Source organism: Burkholderia sp. 567, from assembly GCF_040545115.1.
Taxonomy (GTDB): domain Bacteria; phylum Pseudomonadota; class Gammaproteobacteria; order Burkholderiales; family Burkholderiaceae; genus Burkholderia; species Burkholderia ambifaria.
Map to the genome: position 1 here is coordinate 414598 of NZ_JBEPLG010000003.1, position 20776 is coordinate 435373.

General features: G+C 70.3%; 19 protein-coding genes. 18 read left to right on the forward strand and 1 reads right to left on the reverse strand.

Features of this window, described 5'->3' with window-relative positions; all coding sequences use genetic code 11:
* Positions 1 to 10 precede the first annotated feature (10 nt).
* Positions 11 to 958 carry a fatty acid desaturase family protein gene (locus tag ABIC50_RS12310; protein ID WP_354164069.1) on the reverse strand — a complete coding sequence of 316 codons (948 nt, stop codon included), beginning with the start codon at positions 956 to 958 and terminating at the stop codon, positions 11 to 13.
* 380 nt (positions 959 to 1338) lie between these two features.
* Here ABIC50_RS12310 and ABIC50_RS12315 point away from each other — a divergent pair, with 380 nt between their 5' ends.
* From ABIC50_RS12315 to ABIC50_RS12400, 18 genes are read left to right on the forward strand one after another with little or no spacing between them, the layout of a single operon-like run.
* Positions 1339 to 3126, forward strand: coding sequence for an AMP-binding protein (locus tag ABIC50_RS12315; protein WP_354164070.1), 1788 nt, complete (start codon positions 1339 to 1341; stop codon positions 3124 to 3126).
* Complete coding sequence (locus ABIC50_RS12320; protein WP_354164072.1) at positions 3123 to 3842, forward strand: ABC transporter ATP-binding protein; 720 nt, start codon at positions 3123 to 3125, stop codon at positions 3840 to 3842. The genes ABIC50_RS12315 and ABIC50_RS12320 overlap by 4 nt, the downstream gene beginning before the upstream one ends.
* On the forward strand, positions 3814 to 5031 hold the full coding sequence (locus tag ABIC50_RS12325; protein WP_354164074.1) for an ABC transporter permease: 1218 nt from the start codon (positions 3814 to 3816) through the stop codon (positions 5029 to 5031). Before ABIC50_RS12320 ends, ABIC50_RS12325 begins: the two co-directional genes overlap by 29 nt.
* Positions 5028 to 5789 (forward strand): outer membrane lipoprotein-sorting protein, encoded by a 762-nt coding sequence (locus ABIC50_RS12330; RefSeq protein WP_354164076.1) that lies wholly within the window; start codon positions 5028 to 5030, stop codon positions 5787 to 5789. Before ABIC50_RS12325 ends, ABIC50_RS12330 begins: the two co-directional genes overlap by 4 nt.
* Entirely contained in the window at positions 5779 to 7116 is a 1338-nt protein-coding gene (locus ABIC50_RS12335; protein WP_354164077.1) for a hypothetical protein, read from the forward strand. The genes ABIC50_RS12330 and ABIC50_RS12335 overlap by 11 nt, the downstream gene beginning before the upstream one ends.
* A gap of 13 nt (positions 7117 to 7129) precedes the next feature.
* On the forward strand, positions 7130 to 8233 hold the full coding sequence (locus tag ABIC50_RS12340) for a hypothetical protein (RefSeq protein WP_354164078.1): 1104 nt from the start codon (positions 7130 to 7132) through the stop codon (positions 8231 to 8233).
* A gap of 59 nt (positions 8234 to 8292) precedes the next feature.
* Complete coding sequence (locus ABIC50_RS12345; protein ID WP_011350104.1) at positions 8293 to 8547, forward strand: acyl carrier protein; 255 nt, start codon at positions 8293 to 8295, stop codon at positions 8545 to 8547.
* Between the two features lie 7 nt (positions 8548 to 8554).
* On the forward strand, positions 8555 to 9433 hold the full coding sequence (locus ABIC50_RS12350; protein WP_354164080.1) for a hypothetical protein: 879 nt from the start codon (positions 8555 to 8557) through the stop codon (positions 9431 to 9433).
* Between the two features lies 1 nt (position 9434).
* Positions 9435 to 10064 carry a hypothetical protein gene (locus ABIC50_RS12355; protein ID WP_354164082.1) on the forward strand — a complete coding sequence of 210 codons (630 nt, stop codon included), beginning with the start codon at positions 9435 to 9437 and terminating at the stop codon, positions 10062 to 10064.
* A gap of 1 nt (position 10065) precedes the next feature.
* Positions 10066 to 11049 carry a ferritin-like domain-containing protein gene (locus tag ABIC50_RS12360; protein ID WP_011661016.1) on the forward strand — a complete coding sequence of 328 codons (984 nt, stop codon included), beginning with the start codon at positions 10066 to 10068 and terminating at the stop codon, positions 11047 to 11049.
* A 1-nt stretch (position 11050) separates the two neighbouring features.
* Positions 11051 to 12040 (forward strand): beta-ketoacyl-[acyl-carrier-protein] synthase family protein, encoded by a 990-nt coding sequence (locus ABIC50_RS12365; protein WP_354164084.1) that lies wholly within the window; start codon positions 11051 to 11053, stop codon positions 12038 to 12040.
* The gene (locus ABIC50_RS12370; RefSeq protein WP_354164086.1) at positions 12030 to 13205 is read left to right on the forward strand and encodes a type III PLP-dependent enzyme domain-containing protein; all 1176 of its coding nucleotides are present in this window, start codon (positions 12030 to 12032) and stop codon (positions 13203 to 13205) included. The genes ABIC50_RS12365 and ABIC50_RS12370 overlap by 11 nt, the downstream gene beginning before the upstream one ends.
* Positions 13206 to 13224: 19 nt before the next feature.
* On the forward strand, positions 13225 to 14799 hold the full coding sequence (locus ABIC50_RS12375) for an acyl-CoA ligase (AMP-forming), exosortase A system-associated (protein WP_354164087.1): 1575 nt from the start codon (positions 13225 to 13227) through the stop codon (positions 14797 to 14799).
* Complete coding sequence (locus ABIC50_RS12380) at positions 14796 to 15887, forward strand: hypothetical protein (RefSeq protein WP_354164089.1); 1092 nt, start codon at positions 14796 to 14798, stop codon at positions 15885 to 15887. Before ABIC50_RS12375 ends, ABIC50_RS12380 begins: the two co-directional genes overlap by 4 nt.
* Positions 15887 to 17734 carry an acyl-CoA dehydrogenase family protein gene (locus ABIC50_RS12385; protein ID WP_175727866.1) on the forward strand — a complete coding sequence of 616 codons (1848 nt, stop codon included), beginning with the start codon at positions 15887 to 15889 and terminating at the stop codon, positions 17732 to 17734. The genes ABIC50_RS12380 and ABIC50_RS12385 overlap by 1 nt, the downstream gene beginning before the upstream one ends.
* Position 17735: 1 nt before the next feature.
* Entirely contained in the window at positions 17736 to 18986 is a 1251-nt protein-coding gene (locus ABIC50_RS12390) for a citrate/2-methylcitrate synthase (protein WP_354164091.1), read from the forward strand.
* 38 nt (positions 18987 to 19024) lie between these two features.
* Positions 19025 to 19687: a class I SAM-dependent methyltransferase gene (locus ABIC50_RS12395; protein ID WP_165754307.1), complete on the forward strand. Its 663-nt coding sequence runs from the start codon at positions 19025 to 19027 to the stop codon at positions 19685 to 19687.
* Positions 19688 to 19690: 3 nt separating this feature from the next.
* On the forward strand, positions 19691 to 20764 hold the full coding sequence (locus ABIC50_RS12400; RefSeq protein ID WP_354164092.1) for a TauD/TfdA family dioxygenase: 1074 nt from the start codon (positions 19691 to 19693) through the stop codon (positions 20762 to 20764).
* Positions 20765 to 20776 lie beyond the last annotated feature (12 nt).

Below are 20776 nucleotides of genomic sequence, written 5' to 3' on the forward strand. Positions count from 1 at the left end.
GCTCATGCGCTCATGCCGACTGCGTGGATGCCGGCGCGGCCGCGTCGGCATCGGCTTCGCGCTCGTCCGCGTCGTCGTCCACCGTGCGCGGCGCCAGCCGGCCGCGCAGCAACGCGTAGTAGAACTGGCGATAGGTGCGGTGGTAATGGCGGATGCGTGGCGCGATCACGCCGTGCAGATCGTGCAGCCGCTCGATCGGCAGGTTCGGCATCATGTGATGCTCGACGTGATAGTTGTTGCCGTTCGTGAACCACGTCATGAATGCATTGCTTTCGATCGTGCGCGTGTTGCGAAACGGATCGGTGCTCGTCAGCTCACAGCGGTAATGCTCGGGCATCTCGATCAGCGCATGCACGGGCGTCGCGACGAGCACGAGCGGCACGACCCACACCCACACGACGAACCACGTATGCAGCGCGACCGACACGCCGGCCAGCAGCGCGATCGCCGCGACCATCAGCAGATGATCGCGGCGAATCGCCCGCGACACGAGCGGGTTGTCGCCGAAGCGCGCGCCCGGCACGACGAGCTTCGCGACGTTCTTCGCGAACTGCAGATAGTGCGCGGCCATCGACAGCCGCCACGCCCACAGCCCGACGCTCACGACCGGGCTGGCGCCGTACTGGTCGCCATAGTCGAAGAACTCCTTGTTCTCGGGCGTGCCGAGCAACCGGTGATGACGCAGGTGGCTGTCCTGGTACGCATGGAACGACACGAGCATCGGCATGCCGACCAGCACGCCGAACACCGTATTGAGCCGCTTGCTGCGGAACCCCTGGTAATGCAGCGCTTGGTGCTGCAGCTCGACGCCGTGCGCATAGGTCGCACCGATCAGCAGCACGCCGACGATCTTCAGGACGACGAACGCAGACAGCGCGAACAGCATGCCGTGCGCGAGAAGCGCGACGTAGACCGCCAGCTTCAGCGAGAAAACCACGTTGCTCGGGCGGCTCTTCATGTCTGTAGCCGATTTCTGGCGGGCGACAAGCGATGAGGTGACGGACAAAGCGCTCTCCTTGGCCGGACCCTGCCCGGCACCATGACACGGCAACGCTGGCGCGCGCCGGGATGCAATTCTTCTGTGAGTCGATGCCGCGGACAAACGAATTTTCCGAACGCATTGCATGACGCCCGCGCATGAGCGCACCACATCGTGAATTAGACGACCGGTCGAATGCGTACCGACCGTTCACCTCGTGGATGCGTGCCGCGCATGCATTGCCTGCATAGATTCCGTTTGTCGGCTCGCGTCGATGCGGCAAGAATCCTCCTCACTCGACGAACGGCGCCGCCGGCACCGTGGCGCGAGCGGCCGTGTTCCGCAACGGGAGAATCCTCGTGACGAAGTGCGCATCCACCATTCATCGCCTGATCGAGTCGCTCGAGAACGTCGACGGTGCGACGCATCGCATGACGTTCGTCGACGATGCAGGCAACGAAGCCGGCATCACGTACCGGCGTTTCGCGGAAGCGGTGTTCCGCGAGGCCGGCGCGCTGCGCGAACTCGGCGTGCACGAGAACGACATGGTGATGCTCGCACTGCCGGCGTCCGTCGAGCATGCGGTCGCGATGATGGCCTGCGTGATGATCGGCGCGTTGCCGTGCACCGTGCCGGTTCCCGCACGACGCGCCGCGGCCGGGCGTCAGGTGGTCGACGTCGCGTGCGAGCGGTATCGTCCGCGCGTCGTCGTCGCCGCGGACGCACAGGCCGCCGCGTGGCACGACGCTGCATTTCCGGCCGCGTCGACGCGCGTGGTCGATCTCGCGACGCTGTCGATGGCCGCGGACAGCGGCGCGCGCGCGCTGATCAGCGCGAAGCATGGCCGCGATCCGCATCATGTCCAGTTGACGTCCGGCTCGACGTCGCATCCGAAAGCGGCCGTGCTCAGCCACGAGAACGTGATCGCGAACGTGCTCGGCATCGGCGGATCGGTGCGCTTCGACATCGCGGCCGGCGACGGCACCGCGTCGTGGCTGCCGCTCTATCACGACATGGGGCTGCTGACGCTGCTGTCGAACCTGCACTACCGCGCGCCGCTCTTGATGATGCAGCCGAACAGCTTCATCCGTAACCCGCTCGGCTGGCTCAAGCGCATCGCGTCGACGCGCGCGACGACGACGTCGGTGCCGACCTTCGCGCTGCGCTACTGCGTGCGCCGCTTCAATGCAGCCGCGATGGACGGCGTCGACCTGTCCGCGTGCCGCAACATCTTCATCGGCGGCGAACGCGTGGACGAAGCCACGCTGCGCGATTTCGCCGCGACGTTCGCGCCTTATGGCCTCGCCGCATCGGCGCTGCAGCCGTGCTACGGGATGGCCGAATCGACGCTCGCGGTATCGATGCACCGCGCGTGGCATGAAGGCACGATCGACGGTGCGCCGTACGTGATCGCCGACACGATCGGCCGGCGCACGCTGATCGAGCAACGCGCGGCTCAACCAGTCACGCAAGACGACAACCGCGACCCGCACGCGGAAACTGAAACCGTGCTCGCGATGGGCACGCCGATCGAAGGCATGGCGTTCTGCATCCTCGACGACGGCGACCATCCGCTCGCGGCCCGCACGGTCGGCGAAGTCGCGATTCGCGGCACGTCATTGATGCTCGGCTACCTGAACCCGGACGACGGCGCGATCGCCGCGCCGCTGACCGCCGACGGCTGGTTCCGCACCGGCGACATCGGCTACGTCGCCGACGGTCAGCTGCATATCCTCGGGCGCAAGAAGGAAGTCATCATCATTCGTGGCAGCAACTACTTCCCGCACGAGATCGAGGAAGCGCTGGCCGCGCATCAGGCGCTGCGCAAGAGCACCTGCATCGCCTTCGGGCTGCCCGATCCGCAGACGGGCACCGAACGCCTGGTCGTCGCGATCGAGGCACGGCCGGCAGACGCCACGCCGCAGACGCGCACCGAATGCCAGCAGCTGCTCGCATCGCGGATCGGCTTCGCCGCACAGGATCTGTGTTTCGTCGAACCCGGCTCGTTGCCGCGCACGACGAGCGGCAAGCTGCAGCGGCTGAAGTGTCGCGATCTGTATGCGACCGGCGCGCTGGCCGTGATCGCCGCGCCGGGCGAGACGGCGGCCGGCGTCGGAGCCGAAGCTCAGCAAGGAGCGTACGCATGACGGCCGCTCAGACCGCCGCGCCGCCGCCGGTGCTCGAGCTGCGCGACGTCACGCGCGTGTACGAAGGCGCCGGGCACGTCGTCGCGGTGCGCGGCGCGACGCTGTCGATCGGCCCGCGCGACGTCGTCGCGCTGGTCGGCCCGTCGGGCAGCGGCAAGAGCACGCTGCTCAACCTCGCCGGCTTCCTCGATGTGCCGACGAGCGGCGAACGCTGGATCGAAGGCCGCCGCATCGACAATGCGCCCGACACGCTCGAAAGGATTCGCCGCGAGCGCATCGGCTTCGTGTTCCAGCAGTTCAACCTGATTCCGGTGATGTCGGCGCTCGAAAACGTCGAGCTCGGCTGCTTCGCATGGGGCACGCCGCGCACGCGCCGCGAGCGCGCCCGCGCGATGCTCGACGCGGTCGGCCTGGCCGCGCGCGAACGTCATCGCCCCGGCGAACTGTCCGGCGGCGAGCAGCAGCGCGTCGCGCTGGCCCGCGCGCTGGCGAAGGAGCCCGCGATCGTGATCGCGGACGAGCCGACCGCGAGCCTCGACAGCACCAACGCGCGGGCCGTCGCGGAGCTGATCCTCGACACCAACCGCACGCTGGGCACCGCCTTTCTGATTGCGTCGCACGACGATCGTCTGTGCGCGCGCCTGCCTCGCCGCATCGAGATGCGCGACGGCGTACCGGGAGTGAACCGTGAACTGGTCGACGTTTGCGTGGCGTAACCTCTGGCGCAACCGGCGCCGGACCCTGCTCACGATGGCGATGATCGGCGTCGCCGCGTTCGCGTCGAGCGTCGCGCTCGGCTACGTGATCGCGACCTTCGACGCGGTGCGCGAAGGGTCGATCGACAGCGGCGTCGGTCACGTGCAGCTGCTGCACCACGGCTATCTCGACCTGATCGGCGAGCGCCCGCTGCAGTACGGGCTCACCGCCGACGAACAGGCCGCCGCCGCGCAGGCCGTCGCGAAACTGCCGGGCGTGGCGACCACCGCGCGCGGGATCGACTTCGACGGGCTCGTGTCGAATGGCGACCTGAGCTACGGCTTCGTCGGCGAAGGCGTCGAGCCGAACCGCGAGCCGCCCGGCTTCTTCGACTATCACACGGTGCTGTCGGGCCGCTATTTGTCCGCAACGAATGCCGGCACCGAAGTGGTCGTCGGCGCGGAGCTCGCGCGCAAGCTCGGCGTGCATGTCGGCTCGGTCGTGCAGCTGATGGCGTCGACCGCGCACGGCGGGATCAACGCGACCGACGCGCAGATCGTCGGCGTGATGAGCACCGGCAACAAGGATGTCGACGAGCGGATCGTCGACGTCACGTTCGGCGCGGCGCAGGCGCTGCTGCGCACCGACCGTGCGTCGCGCATCGCGGTGTTCCTGTCTGACACCGCGAACACACCGGCCGCCGCCGCGACACTGCGCGCCGCGCTGCCGCAACTCGACGTGCGGACCTGGGACCAGCTCGTGTCGCTCTATCACCAGGTCGTCGCGCTGTACAGGAACCAGTTCTCGGTGTTCGGCGCGATTCTGTGCGTGACGATTTTGCTGTCGATGAGCAACTGGATCCTGATGAGCATCGTCGAGCGTCGCCGCGAAATCTCCACGCTGCGCGCGCTCGGCGTGCCGGCGTCGACGGTGCGCGGCGTGCTGATCCGCGAAACCGCGCTGCTCGGCCTGCTCGGCGCCGCCGCCGGCATCGCCGTCGCGCTGCTCGCGATGGTCGCGCTCAACCACGCGCAGATCCACCTGCCCGCGCCGCCGGGCCGCGTGAAGCCGATCCTGCTCGAATTCGCGGTATCGCCGGCCGCCATCGCCGCCGTCGAATGCGCGTTCGTCGTGCTCGGCGTCGCTGCCGCGGTACTCGCGACGCTCGGGCTCGCCAAACGCAACATCCTCGAAGGACTCGCCCCATGACCCGCATTCGCCTCATTCGCGCGACGCTCGCCGCGCTCGCCACGATGGTTGCGTGCGCACCGGCCGCCCGCGCGTCGGACGCGCCGGGCGCCGCGCAGACCATGCTCGCGCGCGCCGATGCGTATCGCAGCACGGCCGCCGACACGCAGACCAACATCGAGATCACGAACGTGGTCGGCGGCCAGTCGGGCGACGCGACGCGCTACCTCGTCTACACGCGCGGCAACGGCGACACGCTCGCGCTGACCCGCAGCGGCGAGAACGACGGCCAGAAGTATCTGGCGACGACGCGCGGCCACTGGTTCTACGTGCCGAACACGCGCAGCGCCGTGCGCATCAACGGGATGCAGCGGCTGCAGGGCGAAGTCGTGATCAGCGACATCACGCGCACGCACTGGGCCGACAGCTATCGCGCGAGCACCGCGCCCGGCAAGACGACGATCGCCGGCAAGCCGGCCACCGAGCTCGACCTCACCGCGACCGACCCGGACAACGTCTATCCGACCATCAAGCTGTGGGTCGTGCCGGACACCGACGTGCCGGTGCGCGCGCAGTTCTTCCTCGCGAGCGGCCTGCTGTTTCGCAGCGCCGATTTCTCGGCGCCGGTCGATGCGAACGGCCGCAAGGTGATCCGCAAGATCACGTATCGCAACGAGATCGAGAAGCAGCGCGCGAGCGTCGTCGACATTCTCGACGGCGGGCCGCACCGCATTCCGTCGGGCTGGTTCAATCCCGACACGCTCGCCGATGGTCAGTGAGTACGACGCCGATGCCGACGCTCATCGTGACCGCCCTCGCCGATCGCGCCATCGCGCCGGCCGCACCCGCCGCAACTGGCACGGTGCCGCGCTTGCCGTGCCGCTCGCGCTCGGCTGCCCGTTCGCGCACGGAGCATCGCTGATGGAACAGCTCAGCACCCTGAACGGCATCGCGTACGCGCGCTCGGTCGACAGCATGGACGGCCACGCGCTGCTCGGCAGCCTGATCGGCGACGAGCCGCGCAACCAGCAGCAGGCAGGCGTGCTCGCGCGCATCGACGGCGAGAACCTGTTCATGAATGCGCGCGTCGTCGCGAGCAATCACTCGCTCGGCGCACAGGCCACCCGCTTCAACGAGGTCGGCGTGCGCTACGCGTTCGACAACGGGATCACGCTGACGGCCGGCAAGCGGATCGACACGCTCGATACGTCGCAGGCGTTCTTCCCGCTCGGCTTTTTCCAGAAGCGCGCGGCGACGGCCGACATCTACGACCGCTACGGCGACGTCGAAGGCACGCCGCTCGTCGAGGCGAAATGGGCCGGCGAGCAGACCACGCTGCAGTTCATCGCCGGCCAGAACCGCACGCTGCGCAACGATGTCGACAACCGCGACGTCGAGGGCGCGACGCAGCTCGTGCGCGGCGCATACAACGGGTCGGGCGGCTCCGCCGCGTTGCTCGTCGGCCGCCATGCGGGCCGCGGCGGCGCCGGCGCGACGCTGTCGTTCGACGTCGCGAGGTCGAACACCGTCTATGCGAGCGCGTGGGTCGAGCGCGGCACGACGCGGCCACTGCCCGCGTTCATCGCGAACGGCACGCCGCTCGATGTGCCGGCCGCGTACGACGCCATCGATCGCCGCAACGACCGCCAGTACATGTGGCGCAGCGCGCTCGGGATGCAGAGCGCGCTGCCCGGCAACCTGTCGCTGATCGTCGAGTGGTCGCACGACGAAGCGCGCTTCGATGCGAGCCAATGGCGCCGGATGGTCGGCGCGGTGCGCGCGAACAACGCGCTGCTGCCCGCGGCGCCCGGCGCGGCCCTGGCCGGCCTCGGCGGCACCGCGAACTTCGTCAGCGTCGACGGCAACCTGCGCGACTACCTGTTCGCGCGACTCGGCAAGAAGATCGGCCGCGTCGAGTATTCGCTGCGCGGCGTCTATTCGCCGCAAGACAAAGGCCTGCTCGCGATCGCGCAGGTCGTCGCCGACGTGAACAAGCGCGTGAGCGTCGACGTCGCCGTGTCGCACGCGTTCTCCGACAGCCACTCCGAGTACCGGATGGTCGGTCTCGCCACCCGAATCGACGCCGCCGTGCGCGTGCGCTTCTGACAGGAACTCCGCCATGTCCACGCTTTCCGTTCCCGCCTCGTCCGCTTCGTCCGCCGCGCTGCTGTCGCCGCGCGTGCCGCGCGTGGCCGAGCAGGCCGCGTATCCGGTGCTGCGCCACCTCGACCTGATCGCGACGCCGCCGCGCGCGGCCGCCCGGCTCGTCGAAGCCGCCGCCGTGCGGCTGCTCGACAGCGAGATGGTGATCGCGCTGCGGGCCGCGACGCCGGACGTGCTGCCCGACTCGTCGGCCGCGACGCCGCTGCGCCACGACGAAGCGCCGCTCACCGAGGCGCTGCTCGCGCAGATCGGCCGCGAAGGTTTCCACCATCTGTTCAAGCCGTTCATGCGCGCGTTCATCCGCATCATGTTCGGGCTGTTCTTCTCCGACGACCAGAACCGCCGCGCGTGCGACTGCATCGATGCCGGCCACAACTTCGCGTTCCTGATGAGCGACGGCGGCGGCCCGACCCTCGCCGCGTGGCGCACCGCGGTGCGCAGCGACGACCAGGGCCTCGCGCTCGCGGTCGACAAGGTGTGGGGCATCGAGGCGCACCGCGACTGCATGGCCGTCGTCGCCGCCCGCCTGCCGGGCGTGATGTTCCCGGCCGCGTATCTCGTGTGGCCCGACGAATACCGCAAGCTCGCGCGCGTGACGTGCGGCGCGCCGTTCCTCGCCGGCAACCTGCAGCTCGCGAACGTCGCCGGCCAGGTGCGCGTGCACGCCGAGGACCGCCTGCGGATCGGCGGCCCGACCGTATTCAACAAGTACCTGACCGTCGTGCGGCCGTATTTCGTGCGCGCGCTGATGGCGCACATCGGCTGGCTGGAGGCGACCGGCCGCGTCGAGCTGGACGCGGACGCGCGCGCCGTGCACAGCTTCATCGCCGCGGCCGCGCACGCGCAGACCGACTACGCGAACTACAGCTTCGGCAAGGTGCAGCGCGTGCTCGCGATCAAGCTGCTATCGAACGAGTTCCTGACGGCGCTCGTGCGCGACGGCAAGGTCGCGACGTTCGACGACCAGCGCGACCTGCTCGCGTTTTCGAAAATGGAAGGCAGTTCGTACCGTTGTTATCACGAGCTTCGCAAGAGCCTGCGCTGCGAAGCCGGCAGTTGACCCCGCGACAGGCCGATCGATCCCGATCAACCCAACTCAAGACCCAAGGAGCTCCTCTCATGACGACCCAGAACGTTCCGGCCGACGCACTCGACATCCTGTCCCGCGAAGTCGCGAAGATCCTCAACGTCGAAACCGTCGATACGGACGCCGGCATCGGCGAGCTCGGCATCGATTCGCTGAACATCGTCGAGTTGATCGTGTTCTGCGAACAGCTGTACGGTTCGATCGATCCGGAAGCGCTGAACATCACGCAGTACACGACGCTGCAGCAGCTCGACGCGCAACTGCGTCGCCAGCAGCACGCGGCCTGACCCGGCGATGCTCGCGCCCCTTGCCACCGCGGCGGCGCAAGACGCCGCGCTGCCGGCCCCGGCCACCGCGTTGACGGTGCAGGCGCTCGCGTACCGGCGCGTCGCGCCGTCGCGCGACGGCCACGCCGTGCCGCTCGACGACACGGCGCGGGTGATCGGCGCACTCGCCTGCGCGGAGCGCGAACGCGTGTGCGGCGCGATCGGCGCGGACGACTACGTGCTCAGTTCGACGATCCTGTCGATGCTGCTGATGAACGACTCGCCGCAGCATCGCGTGTTCGCGCGTGCGCTGGCCGGCGCGAACGACTACGGGCCCGACTGGATGACGTGCTCGTACGAGTGCGCGGGCTGGGGCTACGTGCTGCGCCGCACGCTCGCGACGGCCGCCGAGACGGGGCCGCGCACGCTGCTGCTGCAGATCGTCGATATCGACGTGCACGGCTATACGTACTGGCACGGCAACCCCGCGTGGGGCCGCTCGGGTTTCGGCGTGTGCACGCTGCTCGTCGACGTCGGCCGCGAGGCGACGCCGTCGGTGCTCGCGGATGCCGCGCCGCCCGCGAGCGCGGTCGTGCGGCTCGGCCGCGACATCCGCGGATTCTGCGCGGCGCGGCCCGGCGTGCGCGCGGCGCTGCCGTTCTTTCCGGCCACGTCGCGCCGCGCGCTGCTCGCGTCGGTCGGCACGACCCCGTTGCTGCCCGACGGCCACGGGCTGTTCGGTCATGCGTTCGGCAGCGATCCGTGGCTGTCGGTGCTGCTCGCGCATCGCGACGGCGACACGCCGCGCCGCGCGGCCGTCTGCTCGCTCGCGCTGAACGGCTATTACGCGATCGCCGACGTCGCGTTCGCGCCGGACGCCCTGCTCTCTCTCGACGGCGAGGCCTGACATGGTGCGCCCCGTTCACTTCACCTACCGGATCGAGCGCGATGCGCGGCAGCCGGTCACTGTGGCCGCGAGCGCGTACCGGATGCCGCTCGACACGCCGGCCGACTATGCGCGCGCGGCCCTCGCGGAAGCCGCGGGCGACGCCCATGATGCGCACCGCATGCCCAACGGCGAGCGCCGCGTGCTGCTCGACCATGTCCAGTATTTCGCGTTCCTCGCGGACCTCGCACGGCGCGTGCGCGCCGCCGTGCATGCCGATGCGCGCCTGTTCATCGAAGTCTGCGCGCCGTACTTCGGCGCGCTGCCGGCCGAGCTGCTCGCGCCGCACGTGTTGCTCGGCGTGAACCTGTACGGCGAGGCGCTGCGCGATGCGACGCGCGGCACGCCGGTCGTGTGGATCGGCGACCGCATCCTGCGCGACGCGGAGTTCGCCGGCGACAACCGCGTGCATTGCGCGATCTGGCCCGCGCGGCTCGCCGATGCGTTCGACGCGCAGCTGCGCGGCCCGTGGCCCGCGTATGCGATCCGTGTCGAGCCGCACGCCGTCCCGCTTTCCGCGCAACCCGCGTTTTCCGCGTTATCCGATTCCGCCCATCATTCCGGCGCCGCCGCGCTGCCGGGGAGACCATGACATGACTGACACGCTCACCGTTATGCAGGACACGGCCGACATTCGCTGGTCGATGCCCGTCGACGCGCTGATGTCGAACGACTACGCGCTGCGCGAAGAGGCGCTGAACCGGCTGTACGAGAAGGCGAAGGCCGCGCAGTGGGACGTCGCGACCGACGTCGACTGGAGCCACGAACTCGATCCGGCCAACCCGCTCGGGATGCCCGACCCGACGCTGCTGATCTACGGCACCGAGCTGTGGGGCAAGCTGTCCGACGCGGACAAACGCGAGGTGCGCCACCACGCGCAGGGCTGGCTGCTGTCGCAGATCCTGCACGGCGAGCAGGCGGCGCTGATCTGCGCGTCGAAGCTCGCGTCGGCCGAAGACGGTTTGAGCGCGCGGCTGTGCGCGGCCGCGCAGATGATGGACGAAGCGCGCCACGTCGAGGCGTACGCGAAGCTCGTCAACGAGAAGCTCGACGTCAGCTACCCGATGAGCCGTTCGCTGAAGGGGCTGCTGCACGACACGATCACGAGCAGCGCGCTCGACATGACGAACCTCGGGATGCAGGTGCTCGTCGAGGGCATCGCGCTGTCGATCTTCCAGAGCGTCGTCGCGTACAGCACGGACCCGTTCATCAAGGACCTGTTCATGCGGATCCAGCGCGACGAGTCGCGCCACTTCGCGGTCGGCCGGATCACGCTGTGCCGCGTGTATGCGGAGATGAGCGCGCACGAGCTGCGCGAGCGCGAGCAATTCGTGTGCGAAGGCGCGGCCGTGCTGTACGAGCACCTGTGCGCGGACGACATCTGGGAACCGATGGGGCTGTCGAAGCGCGAATGCAGCGCGATGGTCCGCGAATCGCCGGTGTCGAGCTCGATCCGCCGCTCGATCTTCCGGCGGCTCGTGCCGACGATCCGCGAGATGGGCCTGCTCACGCCGACCGTGCAGGCGACCTTCGAAAAACTCGACGTCCTCGACTACGCGGCGATGCCGCTCAACTGACATGACGATGGCCTCTTCCCAAGCATCCCGCGACCCCGGCTTCTGGATCGGCATCGACGCGGTGGCCTACGAGCTGCCGGGCCCGCCCGTCGACATCGAGGCCTGGGCCGCCGAACGCGACTATCCGGCCCAGCGCGCGGCCGCGATCGCGCAGTCGGGCAGCCGCTATTTCCACATGGCGCTCGACACGAGCGAAACCGACCTCGCGATCGCGGCGGCCGGCCGCCTGCTCGACTCGGCCCGCGTTCAGCCGTCCGACATCGGCGCGATCGTGCACGTGCACACGCAGCAGTTCAGCGTGCCGCCGGCGCCGCGCAGCCTGCCGCACGAACTCGCCGCGCGGTTCGGGATCGAGCCGCTGTGGCTCGGCTCCGTCGCACAGTTGAACTGCGTGTCGGTCGCGGCCGGCATCGAGACGATCCGCGCGTTGATGCGCCGTCATCCACAGCTCGACGCGGCGCTGCTCGTGTCGTCCGACCGCGTGTACGGCGAGGATTTCCGGATGCGACAGATGACGGGCGTGCAATGCGACGGCGCGGCCGCGATGCTGATCGCGCGCAACAGCACGAAGAACCGGCTCGGCGGGATCGCGATCGAGACGCATGCGAAATGGCATCGCGGCTCGGACACCGTCGCCGCGAATGAGGCCGACCTGATCATGATGGAGTGGCCATACACGCGCAAGGCGATCGACGCCGCGGTCGCGCTGGAGCCGCACGCGCTCGACGCGTACGAGCTCGTGCTGCCGCACAACGCGGATCTGCCCGGCTGGAACGCGCTGTGCCGCGCGATGCGCGTGCCGGCGGAGCGGCTGTATGCGCACAACATCCATGCGCGCGGCCACGCGTGCTGTTCGGATTTCCCGATCAACGTCGCGGACGTCGGGCTCGACGCGGTCGCGCACGGCAAGCGCGTGCTCGGCGTGATGCAGTCGAACTGCGGCGCCTATGCGGCCGCCACGCTTCATCCGGTGGGCCGCCATGACGCCTGAGCGCCCGCTTCCGACCGCGCCCGACTACGGCTGGCTCGCCGACCTGCGCACGCCCTGCTACGTGTACGAGCCGGAAGTCGCGATCGCGCGCTACCGGTCGCTGAAGGCGCGGCTCGGCACGAAGCTGATCGTGTCGCTGAAGGCGAACCCGAACCAGGACATGCTCGCGCGCTGCGCGCATGCGTACGAGGACGGTGTCGAGCTCGCGAGCCGCGGCGAACTCGACGCGATGATCGGCCGGATCCGCACGCCGCGCTACCTGAACAACCCGTCGATGGACGAGATGTTCATGCGCGCGGGGCTCGCATCGCGCTGTCATTTCGTGCTCGACAACCCGGACGCGGTCGCGCGCTTCGTGCCGCTGGCGCGCGAAGCGGCGGCCGGCGGCGCCACGCCGGGCGCCGTGCTGCTGCGCATGAATGCGGGCGCGCTCGCCGGCGAACACGCGCGTGCGTTGTGGCACGACCACTTCGGGATGACGCCGAACGAAGCGCACGACGCGGTGCGCACGCTCGCGGCCGCCGGCTTGCCCGCGGCCGGGCTGCACGTGTTCTCCGGCCCGCACTCGTTCATCCGCCAGGACGCGACGCAGCCCGATACGCTCGTGCTGCCCGAGCGGCTCGCCGCGCTCGCCCGCGATCTCGCGCCCGCCAACGGCGCGCCGCTCAGTGCGCTCAGCCTCGGCGGCGGCTTTGCCGACGATCATCCGGGCGACGCCGCACTCGAACGCTATGCGGCCGCGCTCGCGCCGCTGGCCGGCGACTACACGCTCGCGCACGAAGCCGGCCGCGCGATCTTCGCGGACGCCGGTGTGTTCGCGACGCGGGTCGTCGCGGTCAAGCCGTGGCAGGACCGCACGATCGCGGTGTGCGACGGCGGCCTGTCGCATGCGTTCCTGCTCGCGCAGACCGAATCGGTGATGCGCCGGCTCGCCGCGCCGTCGCTCGTGCGCCGCGGCGCCGCACCACCGTCGCGCGGCGTGCCGACCCTCTACGTCGGCAGCACCTGCAGCCGCGCGGACGTGATCGGCCGCGACGACACGGGCGCACCGCCGCAGGTCGGCGACATCGCCGTGTTCGCCCGGTGCGGCGCGTATCACCGCACGTACGCGATGGCGCATTTCCTGTCCCACGAAGCCGCGCACGTTTACGTGCGGCCCGCCTAGACCTCCCAAGGAGCCGATCATGAACGCACTGATCAGCATCGCCGACCTGCTCGAGCGCGGCGCGCAGCACTGGCCGCACCATGTCGCATATGCCGACGGCGGCGGCCGGATGACGTACGAACAGCTCGCGCACGCGGTGCGGCGCGCCGCCACCGTGCTCGCCGCACGCGGCGTCCGGCCCGGCGAGCGCGTCGCGATCTACGCGCCCAAGCGCATCGAAACCGTGGTCGCGATGCTCGCGGCCAACGCGCTCGGCGCGATCTTCGTGCCGGTCAATCCGCAATTGAAGGAAGCGCAGATCGAACACATCGTCACCGACAGCGGCGCGGCGCTGTTCGTCACCGGTGCGCAACGCCTCAAGCGGCTGCCAACGCTCGCGACGCTCGTCGCTGCGCGTGCGCTCCTGATCGAGGAACTGACCGCCGCGATCTTCGCGTCGGGCGCCGACGACGCATCGCATGCGGCCGGCCGGCCCGTCGACGACGATCCGGCCGCGCTGCTCTATACGTCCGGCTCGACCGGCAAGCCGAAGGGCGTGGTCGTGTCGCACCGCAATCTCGTGTCGGGCGCGTTCAGCGTCGCCGCGTACCAGCAACTGGCCGACGACGACGTCGTGCTCGGCGTGCTGCCGCTCAGCTTCGACGCGGGCCTGAGCCAGCTCACGACCGCGCTGGCGTCCGGCGCCTGCTATGCGCCGCTCGACTTCCTGCAGCCGGCCGAGGTGCCGCGCCACTGCGACGCGTTCGGCGTCACGTCGATCACCGGCGTGCCGCCGCTGTGGATGCAGCTCGCGTCCGCCGGCTGGAGCGACACCGCACGCGCGCGGATCCGCCGCTTCGCGAACACCGGCGGCCACCTCGCGACGCCGCTGCTGCAGCGCCTGCAGGCGCTGTTCACGCACGCCGACCCGTACCTGATGTACGGACTGACCGAAGCGTTCCGCTCGACCTACCTGCCGCCCGCGGATGCGGCGCTGCGGCCGACGTCGATCGGCAAGGCCGTGCCGAACGCGGAGATTCTCGTGCTGCGCGCCGACGGCAGCGAATGCGCGGCCGACGAGCCCGGCGAACTCGTGCATCGCGGCGCGTTCGTCACGCTCGGCTACTGGAACCGGCCCGAGCTGACCGCGCAGCGCTTTCGCGCGCTGCCGCGCCGGCATGGCGAGATTCCGCGTCACGACGTCGCCGTGTGGTCCGGCGACATCGTGCGGCGCGACGCGGACGGCTACCTGTACTTCGTCGCGCGCGGCGACGACATGATCAAGACGTCCGGCTATCGCGTGAGCCCGACCGAAGTCGAGGACGTGCTGTTCGCGCTGCCGCACATCGCCGAAGCGGCGGTATTCGGCGTGCCGCACCCGGCGCTCGGCGAGGCGATCGCCGCCTGCGTCGTGTCGACGCTCGACGCGGATGCATGCCGCGCCGACATCGCACGCGCGTGCCGCGAAGCGCTGCCGACCTACATGAGCCCGCTCGTCGTCGAGCCGCTGCCCGCGCTGCCGCGCAATCCGAACGGCAAGATCGATCGCCCGGCGCTCAAAGCGCGCTATCGCGACACGTTCGCGAGCCCCAACCTCGAGGAGACCGCCGCATGACCCCGTCGACGCTCGACGAAACCCGCGTGGGCGCGCGCCGTATCGCCGCGCCCGGCACGCTCGCGCTGTCCGGCGGCGTCGTGGTGCTGCCGCCCGCCGTCGTATTCAGCGCGATCCAGGCGCAGGAGCGCCATCCCGGCTACCGTCACCTGCTGCTGCCGCAGGCGCGCTTCGCGCGGCCGCGCGGGCTCGGTGCGCTGACGCCCGAGGAAGGCGTGCGCCTCGCACCCGGCGGCCGCCCGGTGCTGCGCGTCGCGCCACCCGGGCGCAGCCTCGCCGATCTCGCCGCCGACGCGGCGCTCGACCTGCGCGACCAGCTCGGCTCCGCGCAGCTCGCGCGCACCACGCACGTGATCGTCGCGAGCTGCGCGCTCAACGAAGGCATCGGCGATTCGGTCGTCGGCCGCATGCAGTACGAGCTCGGGCTGCAGCGCGTGACGCCGTTCGCGCTCGGCCAGAACGGCACGCTCGGCTGGTACTCGGCGCTGACGCTGCTCGAAGGACTGCTGAACGAAGGCGACCAGGCGCTCGTGATCCTCAGCGACAAGTGGCTGTATCCATTCTTCCGCCAGTTCGGCGATCTGGTCGGCTACGGCGACGCGGCCGCCGCGCTGCTCGTGTCGTGCGCGGGCCCGGCGCCCGAGCCGGCGGCATGGGGCGGCGTGCGCGCGGTCGCGGTCGAGTTCGGGCCGTCGATCGCCGATCCGTGGGCCGATGCGCCGGCCGCACTGCGCGACACGCTCGCACCGGTCGCCGCCCGCGCGATTCGCCGCGCGCTCGACATGGCCGGCCTGCGCACCACGGACATCGACTGGTGCGTGCCGCCCGGTTTCGATCCGGGCTTCGCGGCGCGCGTGGCCGACGCCGCATCGATCCCGCTCGCCGCACGAGTCCAGCACGAGGCATCGGGCCACCTGTCGTCGGCCGAATCGGCGGCGGCGCTGATCCGGCTCGCCGGCGCGCTCGACGAAGGCGAGCGCCGCACGGTGCTCGTGTGGGACGCGGCGCTGCATGGCGCGGCGGGCGCAGCCGTGGTCGACCTGACCGGCGGCTTCGACGCCGCGCTCGATATCGAGGGAGAAGCGTGATGAGCGCATACAAGGTGAGCCTGCGCGAACTGCGCTTCTTTCTGTGGGAACTGTTCGAGGCCGACCGGCACTTTCTCGAACGCGGGCCCTACAGCACGCACGATCGCGCGTCGATCGACGCCCTGCTCGAACGCGCGCGCGACTTCGCGCTCGACCTCGGGCGCAGCTACCAGCAGGCCGACGTCGAAGGCTGCACGCTCCTCGACGACGGCCAGGTGCGCATCCCGTCGCATTTCCACGCGCTGTGGGCGCGCTTTCGCGACGAATGGTCGAACACGCTGTTCGGCACCGCGCACGGGCTGCCGCCGATCGTCACGCAGATGATCTACGAGATGTTCATGGGCGCCAATCCGTCGTTCATGACGTATGGCGGCTTCACGCGTCCCGCGGTCAAGCTGCTGCAGATGCACGGCACGCCGCACCAGAAAACGCTGATCGCGCCGCTCGAGGCGTACCGCTGGGACGCGTGCTTCTGCGCGACCGAACCGCAGGCCGGCACCGATCTCACCGCGGTCGCGCTGCGCGCGACACCGCTCGAACGCGACATCTACGCGGTCGACGGCGAGAAGGTCTACATCTCGGCCGGCATGCACGAGCTGACGGAAAACACGCTGTACTTCGTGCTGGGCCGTATCGACAGCGCGTCGCCCGACTCGTTCTCGCTGTCGTGCCTCGTCGTGCCACGCTTCTGGCCGGACGAGGAAACCGGCGAACTGCAGCCGAACCACGTCGACTGCATCGGCCTGCCGCGCAAGATGGGGCTCAAGGGCTGCGCGAACACGCACCTCGTGTTCGGCGCGAACGGCACGACCCGCGGCTGGCTGCTCGGCGGCCGCCGCAACGTCGGCTTGCTGCAACTGATGCCGCTGATGAACCAGGCGCGGATGAGCACCGGGATGTTCGGCGTCGGCGTTGCGTCGAGCGCGTACCTGCATGCGGTCGAATACGCGGGCCGCCGGCTGCAGGGCCGGCCGATCGAGCGTGCGTCGAACACGAATGCGGCGCGCGTCGCGATCGTCGAGCATGCGGACGTGCAGCGGATGCTGGTCGACATGAAGAGCCGCGTCGACGGCTGCCGCGGCCTGCTCGGCAAGCTCGCCGCGACCGCGACGCGCGCGGCGATGCTCGAGGCGACACCCGACGCCGATCCGGCCGAAATCGAGCGCCATCGCAAGCTGCAACTGCTGCTGACGCCGATCTGCAAGGCGTTCATCTCCGACCAGGCATGGCGGATCTGCGAAACCGCGATCCAGGTGCACGGCGGGCTCGGCTACACCGATGCGAGCCCCGTCGAGCAGAATGCGCGCGACGTGAAGATCCTGTCGATCTGGGAAGGCACCAACTACATCCAGGCGCAGGACCTCGTGCGCGACAAGCTCGGCTTCGGCCGCCATTCGCGGCTGATCCAGTACTACCGCGACGAGCTCGACGCGTTTCTCGCGCACCAGCATCACGGCAGCACCCACGCGGAACTGCGCCCGCTGTTCGACGCGCTGCGCGCGGGCGCCGACCGGATCGCCGCCGCGCTCGACGACATCGCGCGCGATGTCCAGGACGGTCATACGCACCGCAGCAGCCAGTTCTACACGCGCTTTCTGGAGATGTTCGGCGTCGTCACGTCCGCCTGGGTGCTGCTCGAATCGGCCACGATCGCCGCGCGCCGCCTCGATGCACCCGACACGGCCGACGCGCCGGCCGAACTCGCGTTCTATCGCGGCAAGCTGAAAAGCGCGCGCTACTACTTCGCGAACGTGCTGCCGGTGGTCGATCAGCATGCGGCGGTGCTGGCCGCGATGGCGCATGCGGCGATCAGCGTGAGCAGCGACGAACTCGTCCAGGCGGAATGACATGGATACGACGCTCGCTTCCACTGCAAACACGATCGCAACCGCCGCAACCGGCGATGCGCCGCGCAACCTGCTCGGCCGCCCGGCCAGCCGCCATCGCGGCACCGACATCGATGGCGCGACGCTGGAGCCCGAAGCGCTGCGCGTGCGCGATCTCGACCTGAACACGCTGATCGGCGCGACGACGTTCGAAGGCGCGCTCGCGCATCTGTGGTTCGACGTCGCGCCGGGCAGCGACGCGCATCGCACGCATCAGGCGGCGCTCGGCGCGCGGCTGGCCGCGTTCGCCGCCGCGCTCGCGCCCGGCTCGACCGCGCAGTGCGTCGCCGCGAATCTCGGCGCGGCCGGCGTCGCGCCGGTGTTCGCGGCCGCGTCCGGCCTGCTGCGCGGCTTCGATGACGTGCTCGCACGTGTGGACGACAACGCCCCGGACAATGCCGACCTCGATGCGATGCTGCTGTGCGTGGCCGCCGCGCCGTTCCTGTTGCATGCCGCGATCGAAGGCCGCCCGTTCGCCGCCCGCGACGACGCCGCGGCCGCGTCGCTCGAGCACGCATCGACCCACGCGCAGCGGATGCTCGCGCTGACCGGCGCGACCCGCGACGACGCGCCGGCGCAAGCCGCGATGGACATGCTGCTGGTCGCGTGGCACGCCGGTTTCGGCTACATCACGCCGACCGTCCTCGCGCCGCGCGTCGCGATCGGCACCGGCGTCACGCTGACGCAGGCGATCGCGGCCGGCTTCCTCGCGAGCGGCCCGTCGCACGTCGGCGCCGCGCTCGAGGCGATGCACTGGCTCGGCGCGCTCGCGCGCTCGGTGCCGGACGGCACCGCCGCGCCGCACGCGGCGCTCGACGCCGCCGGCCGCACGGCGATCGATGCGGCGCTCGACGCGAAACGCACGCTGTACGGCTTCGGCCATCCGCTGTTCGTCGCCGATCCGCGTCCGCCGCACATGCGCCGGCAGTTCGCCGAACGCGGTTTCGACGGCGCGTACCTGACGCTGTTCGACGCGTGCTGCGCGCAGGCCGATGCGCGCCGCGCCCTGCGACCGAACATCGATTTCCTGACGGCGGCCACGCTGCTCGACCTCGGCGTTACGGCGCCGTCGTGGGGCGTCGGCGTCGGGCTCGGCGCGCGCATCGCGGCGATGGCCGCGCATGCGGTCGAGCGCCGGCGCCGTCCCGCGTTCGGCGTCAACAGCGCGACCGCTCGACGGCTGCTGGCCGCCGTGCCGGTCGGCTGGCTGTGATCCTCCACCCTTCAGCCCCCTTCAGCCAAAGGAACGTCATGCTGCTCAAGAACCTGCGCCCGGCGAACGACTACGATCGCTTCGCCACCGAAACGCTCGAACCGTGGGACCTGCTGTTCATCAGCCGCATCCGCCAGCTCGCGCGCGCGATGACGCCCGGCGTGATCGCCGACATCGGCACGGCCACCGGCGTCGTGCCGGTGCGCCTCGCGACCGATCCGGCGATGCGCGGCTGGCGCTACGTCGGCATCGACCTCGACCCGGCGATGCTCGACGAAGGCCGCCCGCGCATCCACGAACTCGGCCTCGACGACACGATCGAGATGCGCGTGGGCGACGCGCTCGCGCTGCCGTTCGACGACGGCACGCTGACGATGGCGGTCGGCCGCGCGACGCTGCACCACCTGCCGGACAAGGCGCTGAGCCTGACCGAGATGTATCGCGTGCTGGCGCCGGGCGGCATCGCGCTCGTGCACGACATGCGTCGCGACGCGCCGCAGCACCTGCTCGATCGCTTCACCGAGATGCGCGCGGCGGCCGACTATCCGCCGACGCACGTCGAGGAAAAGATCACGCTCGACGAAGCGCATGCGCTCGTCGCCGCGGCCGGTCTCGCGGACGTCGCGTCGATCTATAGCCCGAGCGCGGGGCTCGGCGCGCTCGGCTTCGAAATCCTGCTGAAGAAACCGGCGCTGGCCTGAGCGATGACCGATCTCGCCTTCCTCGCCGCGCACGCCGCGATGCGGCTCGGCGCCGACGACGTCCACTGCGCGCCGGTCGCGCCCGGCGCGACGCTGCCGCTGTGCGTGACGCCGCGCAGCGCGGAACTCGCGACCTCGCCGGAGATGTTCGTCGCGTGGTACCGCTCGCGGCTCGATACGATCGACACACTGCTCGACGCGTGCGGCGCACTGTTGTGGCGCGGCTTCGCGGTGCCCGACACCGCCGCGTTCGGCCGCCTCGGCGCGCTGTATCCGACACACGCGAACGGCTATACGGCGGGCGCCGCGCCGCGCAGGCAACTCGACGGCCAGGTGTACGAGTCGACCCGCATGCCGCCGCCGTTCAAGATCGGGCTGCATCAGGAAATGGCCTATATGCCCGCGTTCCCGCGCCTCGTCGCGTTCTATTGCCGGCAACCGGCCGACGCGGGCGGCGAAACGCCGATCTGCGACATGCGGCGCGTGACGGCGCGTGTGCCGGCCGCGCTGCGCGATCGGTTCGCCGCGCGCGGCGTGATGTATTTGCGCAATTTCGCGGCGCCCGGCGATCGCGCGCACGGGCTCGCCGCCAATCCGAACCTGCCGTTCGCCGAATACCACCGGCCGTGGGACGACGCGTTCGGCACGACCGAGCGCGACGAGGTCGAGCGGCTGTGCGCGGCGCGCGGCGTCGGCTGCCGCTGGCTCGACGACGGCAGCGTGACTGTCTCGCACGTCGGCAGCGCGCTGCGCGCGCATCCGCGCACCGGCGAAACGGTGTGGTTCAACCAGGCGAGCGCCCAACACCCGAACCCGCGCTCGATGGGCGAACTCAGCTATCGCTACCTGCAGCGCGTGTACGGCGCGCGCGCGGCGTTCCCGTATGAGATCCGCTATGGCGACGGCTCGCCGATGCCGTTCGACGATCTGGTGGCCGTCTACGATGCGTTCGACGACGAGGAACTGTCGTTCCCGTGGCAGTCCGGCGACGTGCTCGTCGTCGACAACATGCTGGTCGCGCATGGCCGCAACCCGTACCGGGGCGCGCGCGACACGCAGGTCATGCTGTTCGACTGACAGGATGCCGAC

Coding starts and splice junctions, on each gene's coding strand:
- ABIC50_RS12310 (WP_354164069.1), bottom strand. CDS start 958: ATGAAGAGCCGCCCGAGCAACGTGGTTTTCTCGCTGAAGCTGGCGGTC.
- ABIC50_RS12320 (WP_354164072.1), top strand. CDS start 3,123: ATGACGGCCGCTCAGACCGCCGCGCCGCCGCCGGTGCTCGAGCTGCGC.
- ABIC50_RS12330 (WP_354164076.1), top strand. CDS start 5,028: ATGACCCGCATTCGCCTCATTCGCGCGACGCTCGCCGCGCTCGCCACG.
- ABIC50_RS12335 (WP_354164077.1), top strand. CDS start 5,779: ATGGTCAGTGAGTACGACGCCGATGCCGACGCTCATCGTGACCGCCCT.
- ABIC50_RS12340 (WP_354164078.1), top strand. CDS start 7,130: ATGTCCACGCTTTCCGTTCCCGCCTCGTCCGCTTCGTCCGCCGCGCTG.
- ABIC50_RS12345 (WP_011350104.1), top strand. CDS start 8,293: ATGACGACCCAGAACGTTCCGGCCGACGCACTCGACATCCTGTCCCGC.
- ABIC50_RS12350 (WP_354164080.1), top strand. CDS start 8,555: ATGCTCGCGCCCCTTGCCACCGCGGCGGCGCAAGACGCCGCGCTGCCG.
- ABIC50_RS12355 (WP_354164082.1), top strand. CDS start 9,435: ATGGTGCGCCCCGTTCACTTCACCTACCGGATCGAGCGCGATGCGCGG.
- ABIC50_RS12360 (WP_011661016.1), top strand. CDS start 10,066: ATGACTGACACGCTCACCGTTATGCAGGACACGGCCGACATTCGCTGG.
- ABIC50_RS12365 (WP_354164084.1), top strand. CDS start 11,051: ATGACGATGGCCTCTTCCCAAGCATCCCGCGACCCCGGCTTCTGGATC.
- ABIC50_RS12370 (WP_354164086.1), top strand. CDS start 12,030: ATGACGCCTGAGCGCCCGCTTCCGACCGCGCCCGACTACGGCTGGCTC.
- ABIC50_RS12375 (WP_354164087.1), top strand. CDS start 13,225: ATGAACGCACTGATCAGCATCGCCGACCTGCTCGAGCGCGGCGCGCAG.
- ABIC50_RS12380 (WP_354164089.1), top strand. CDS start 14,796: ATGACCCCGTCGACGCTCGACGAAACCCGCGTGGGCGCGCGCCGTATC.
- ABIC50_RS12385 (WP_175727866.1), top strand. CDS start 15,887: ATGAGCGCATACAAGGTGAGCCTGCGCGAACTGCGCTTCTTTCTGTGG.
- ABIC50_RS12390 (WP_354164091.1), top strand. CDS start 17,736: ATGGATACGACGCTCGCTTCCACTGCAAACACGATCGCAACCGCCGCA.
- ABIC50_RS12395 (WP_165754307.1), top strand. CDS start 19,025: ATGCTGCTCAAGAACCTGCGCCCGGCGAACGACTACGATCGCTTCGCC.
- ABIC50_RS12400 (WP_354164092.1), top strand. CDS start 19,691: ATGACCGATCTCGCCTTCCTCGCCGCGCACGCCGCGATGCGGCTCGGC.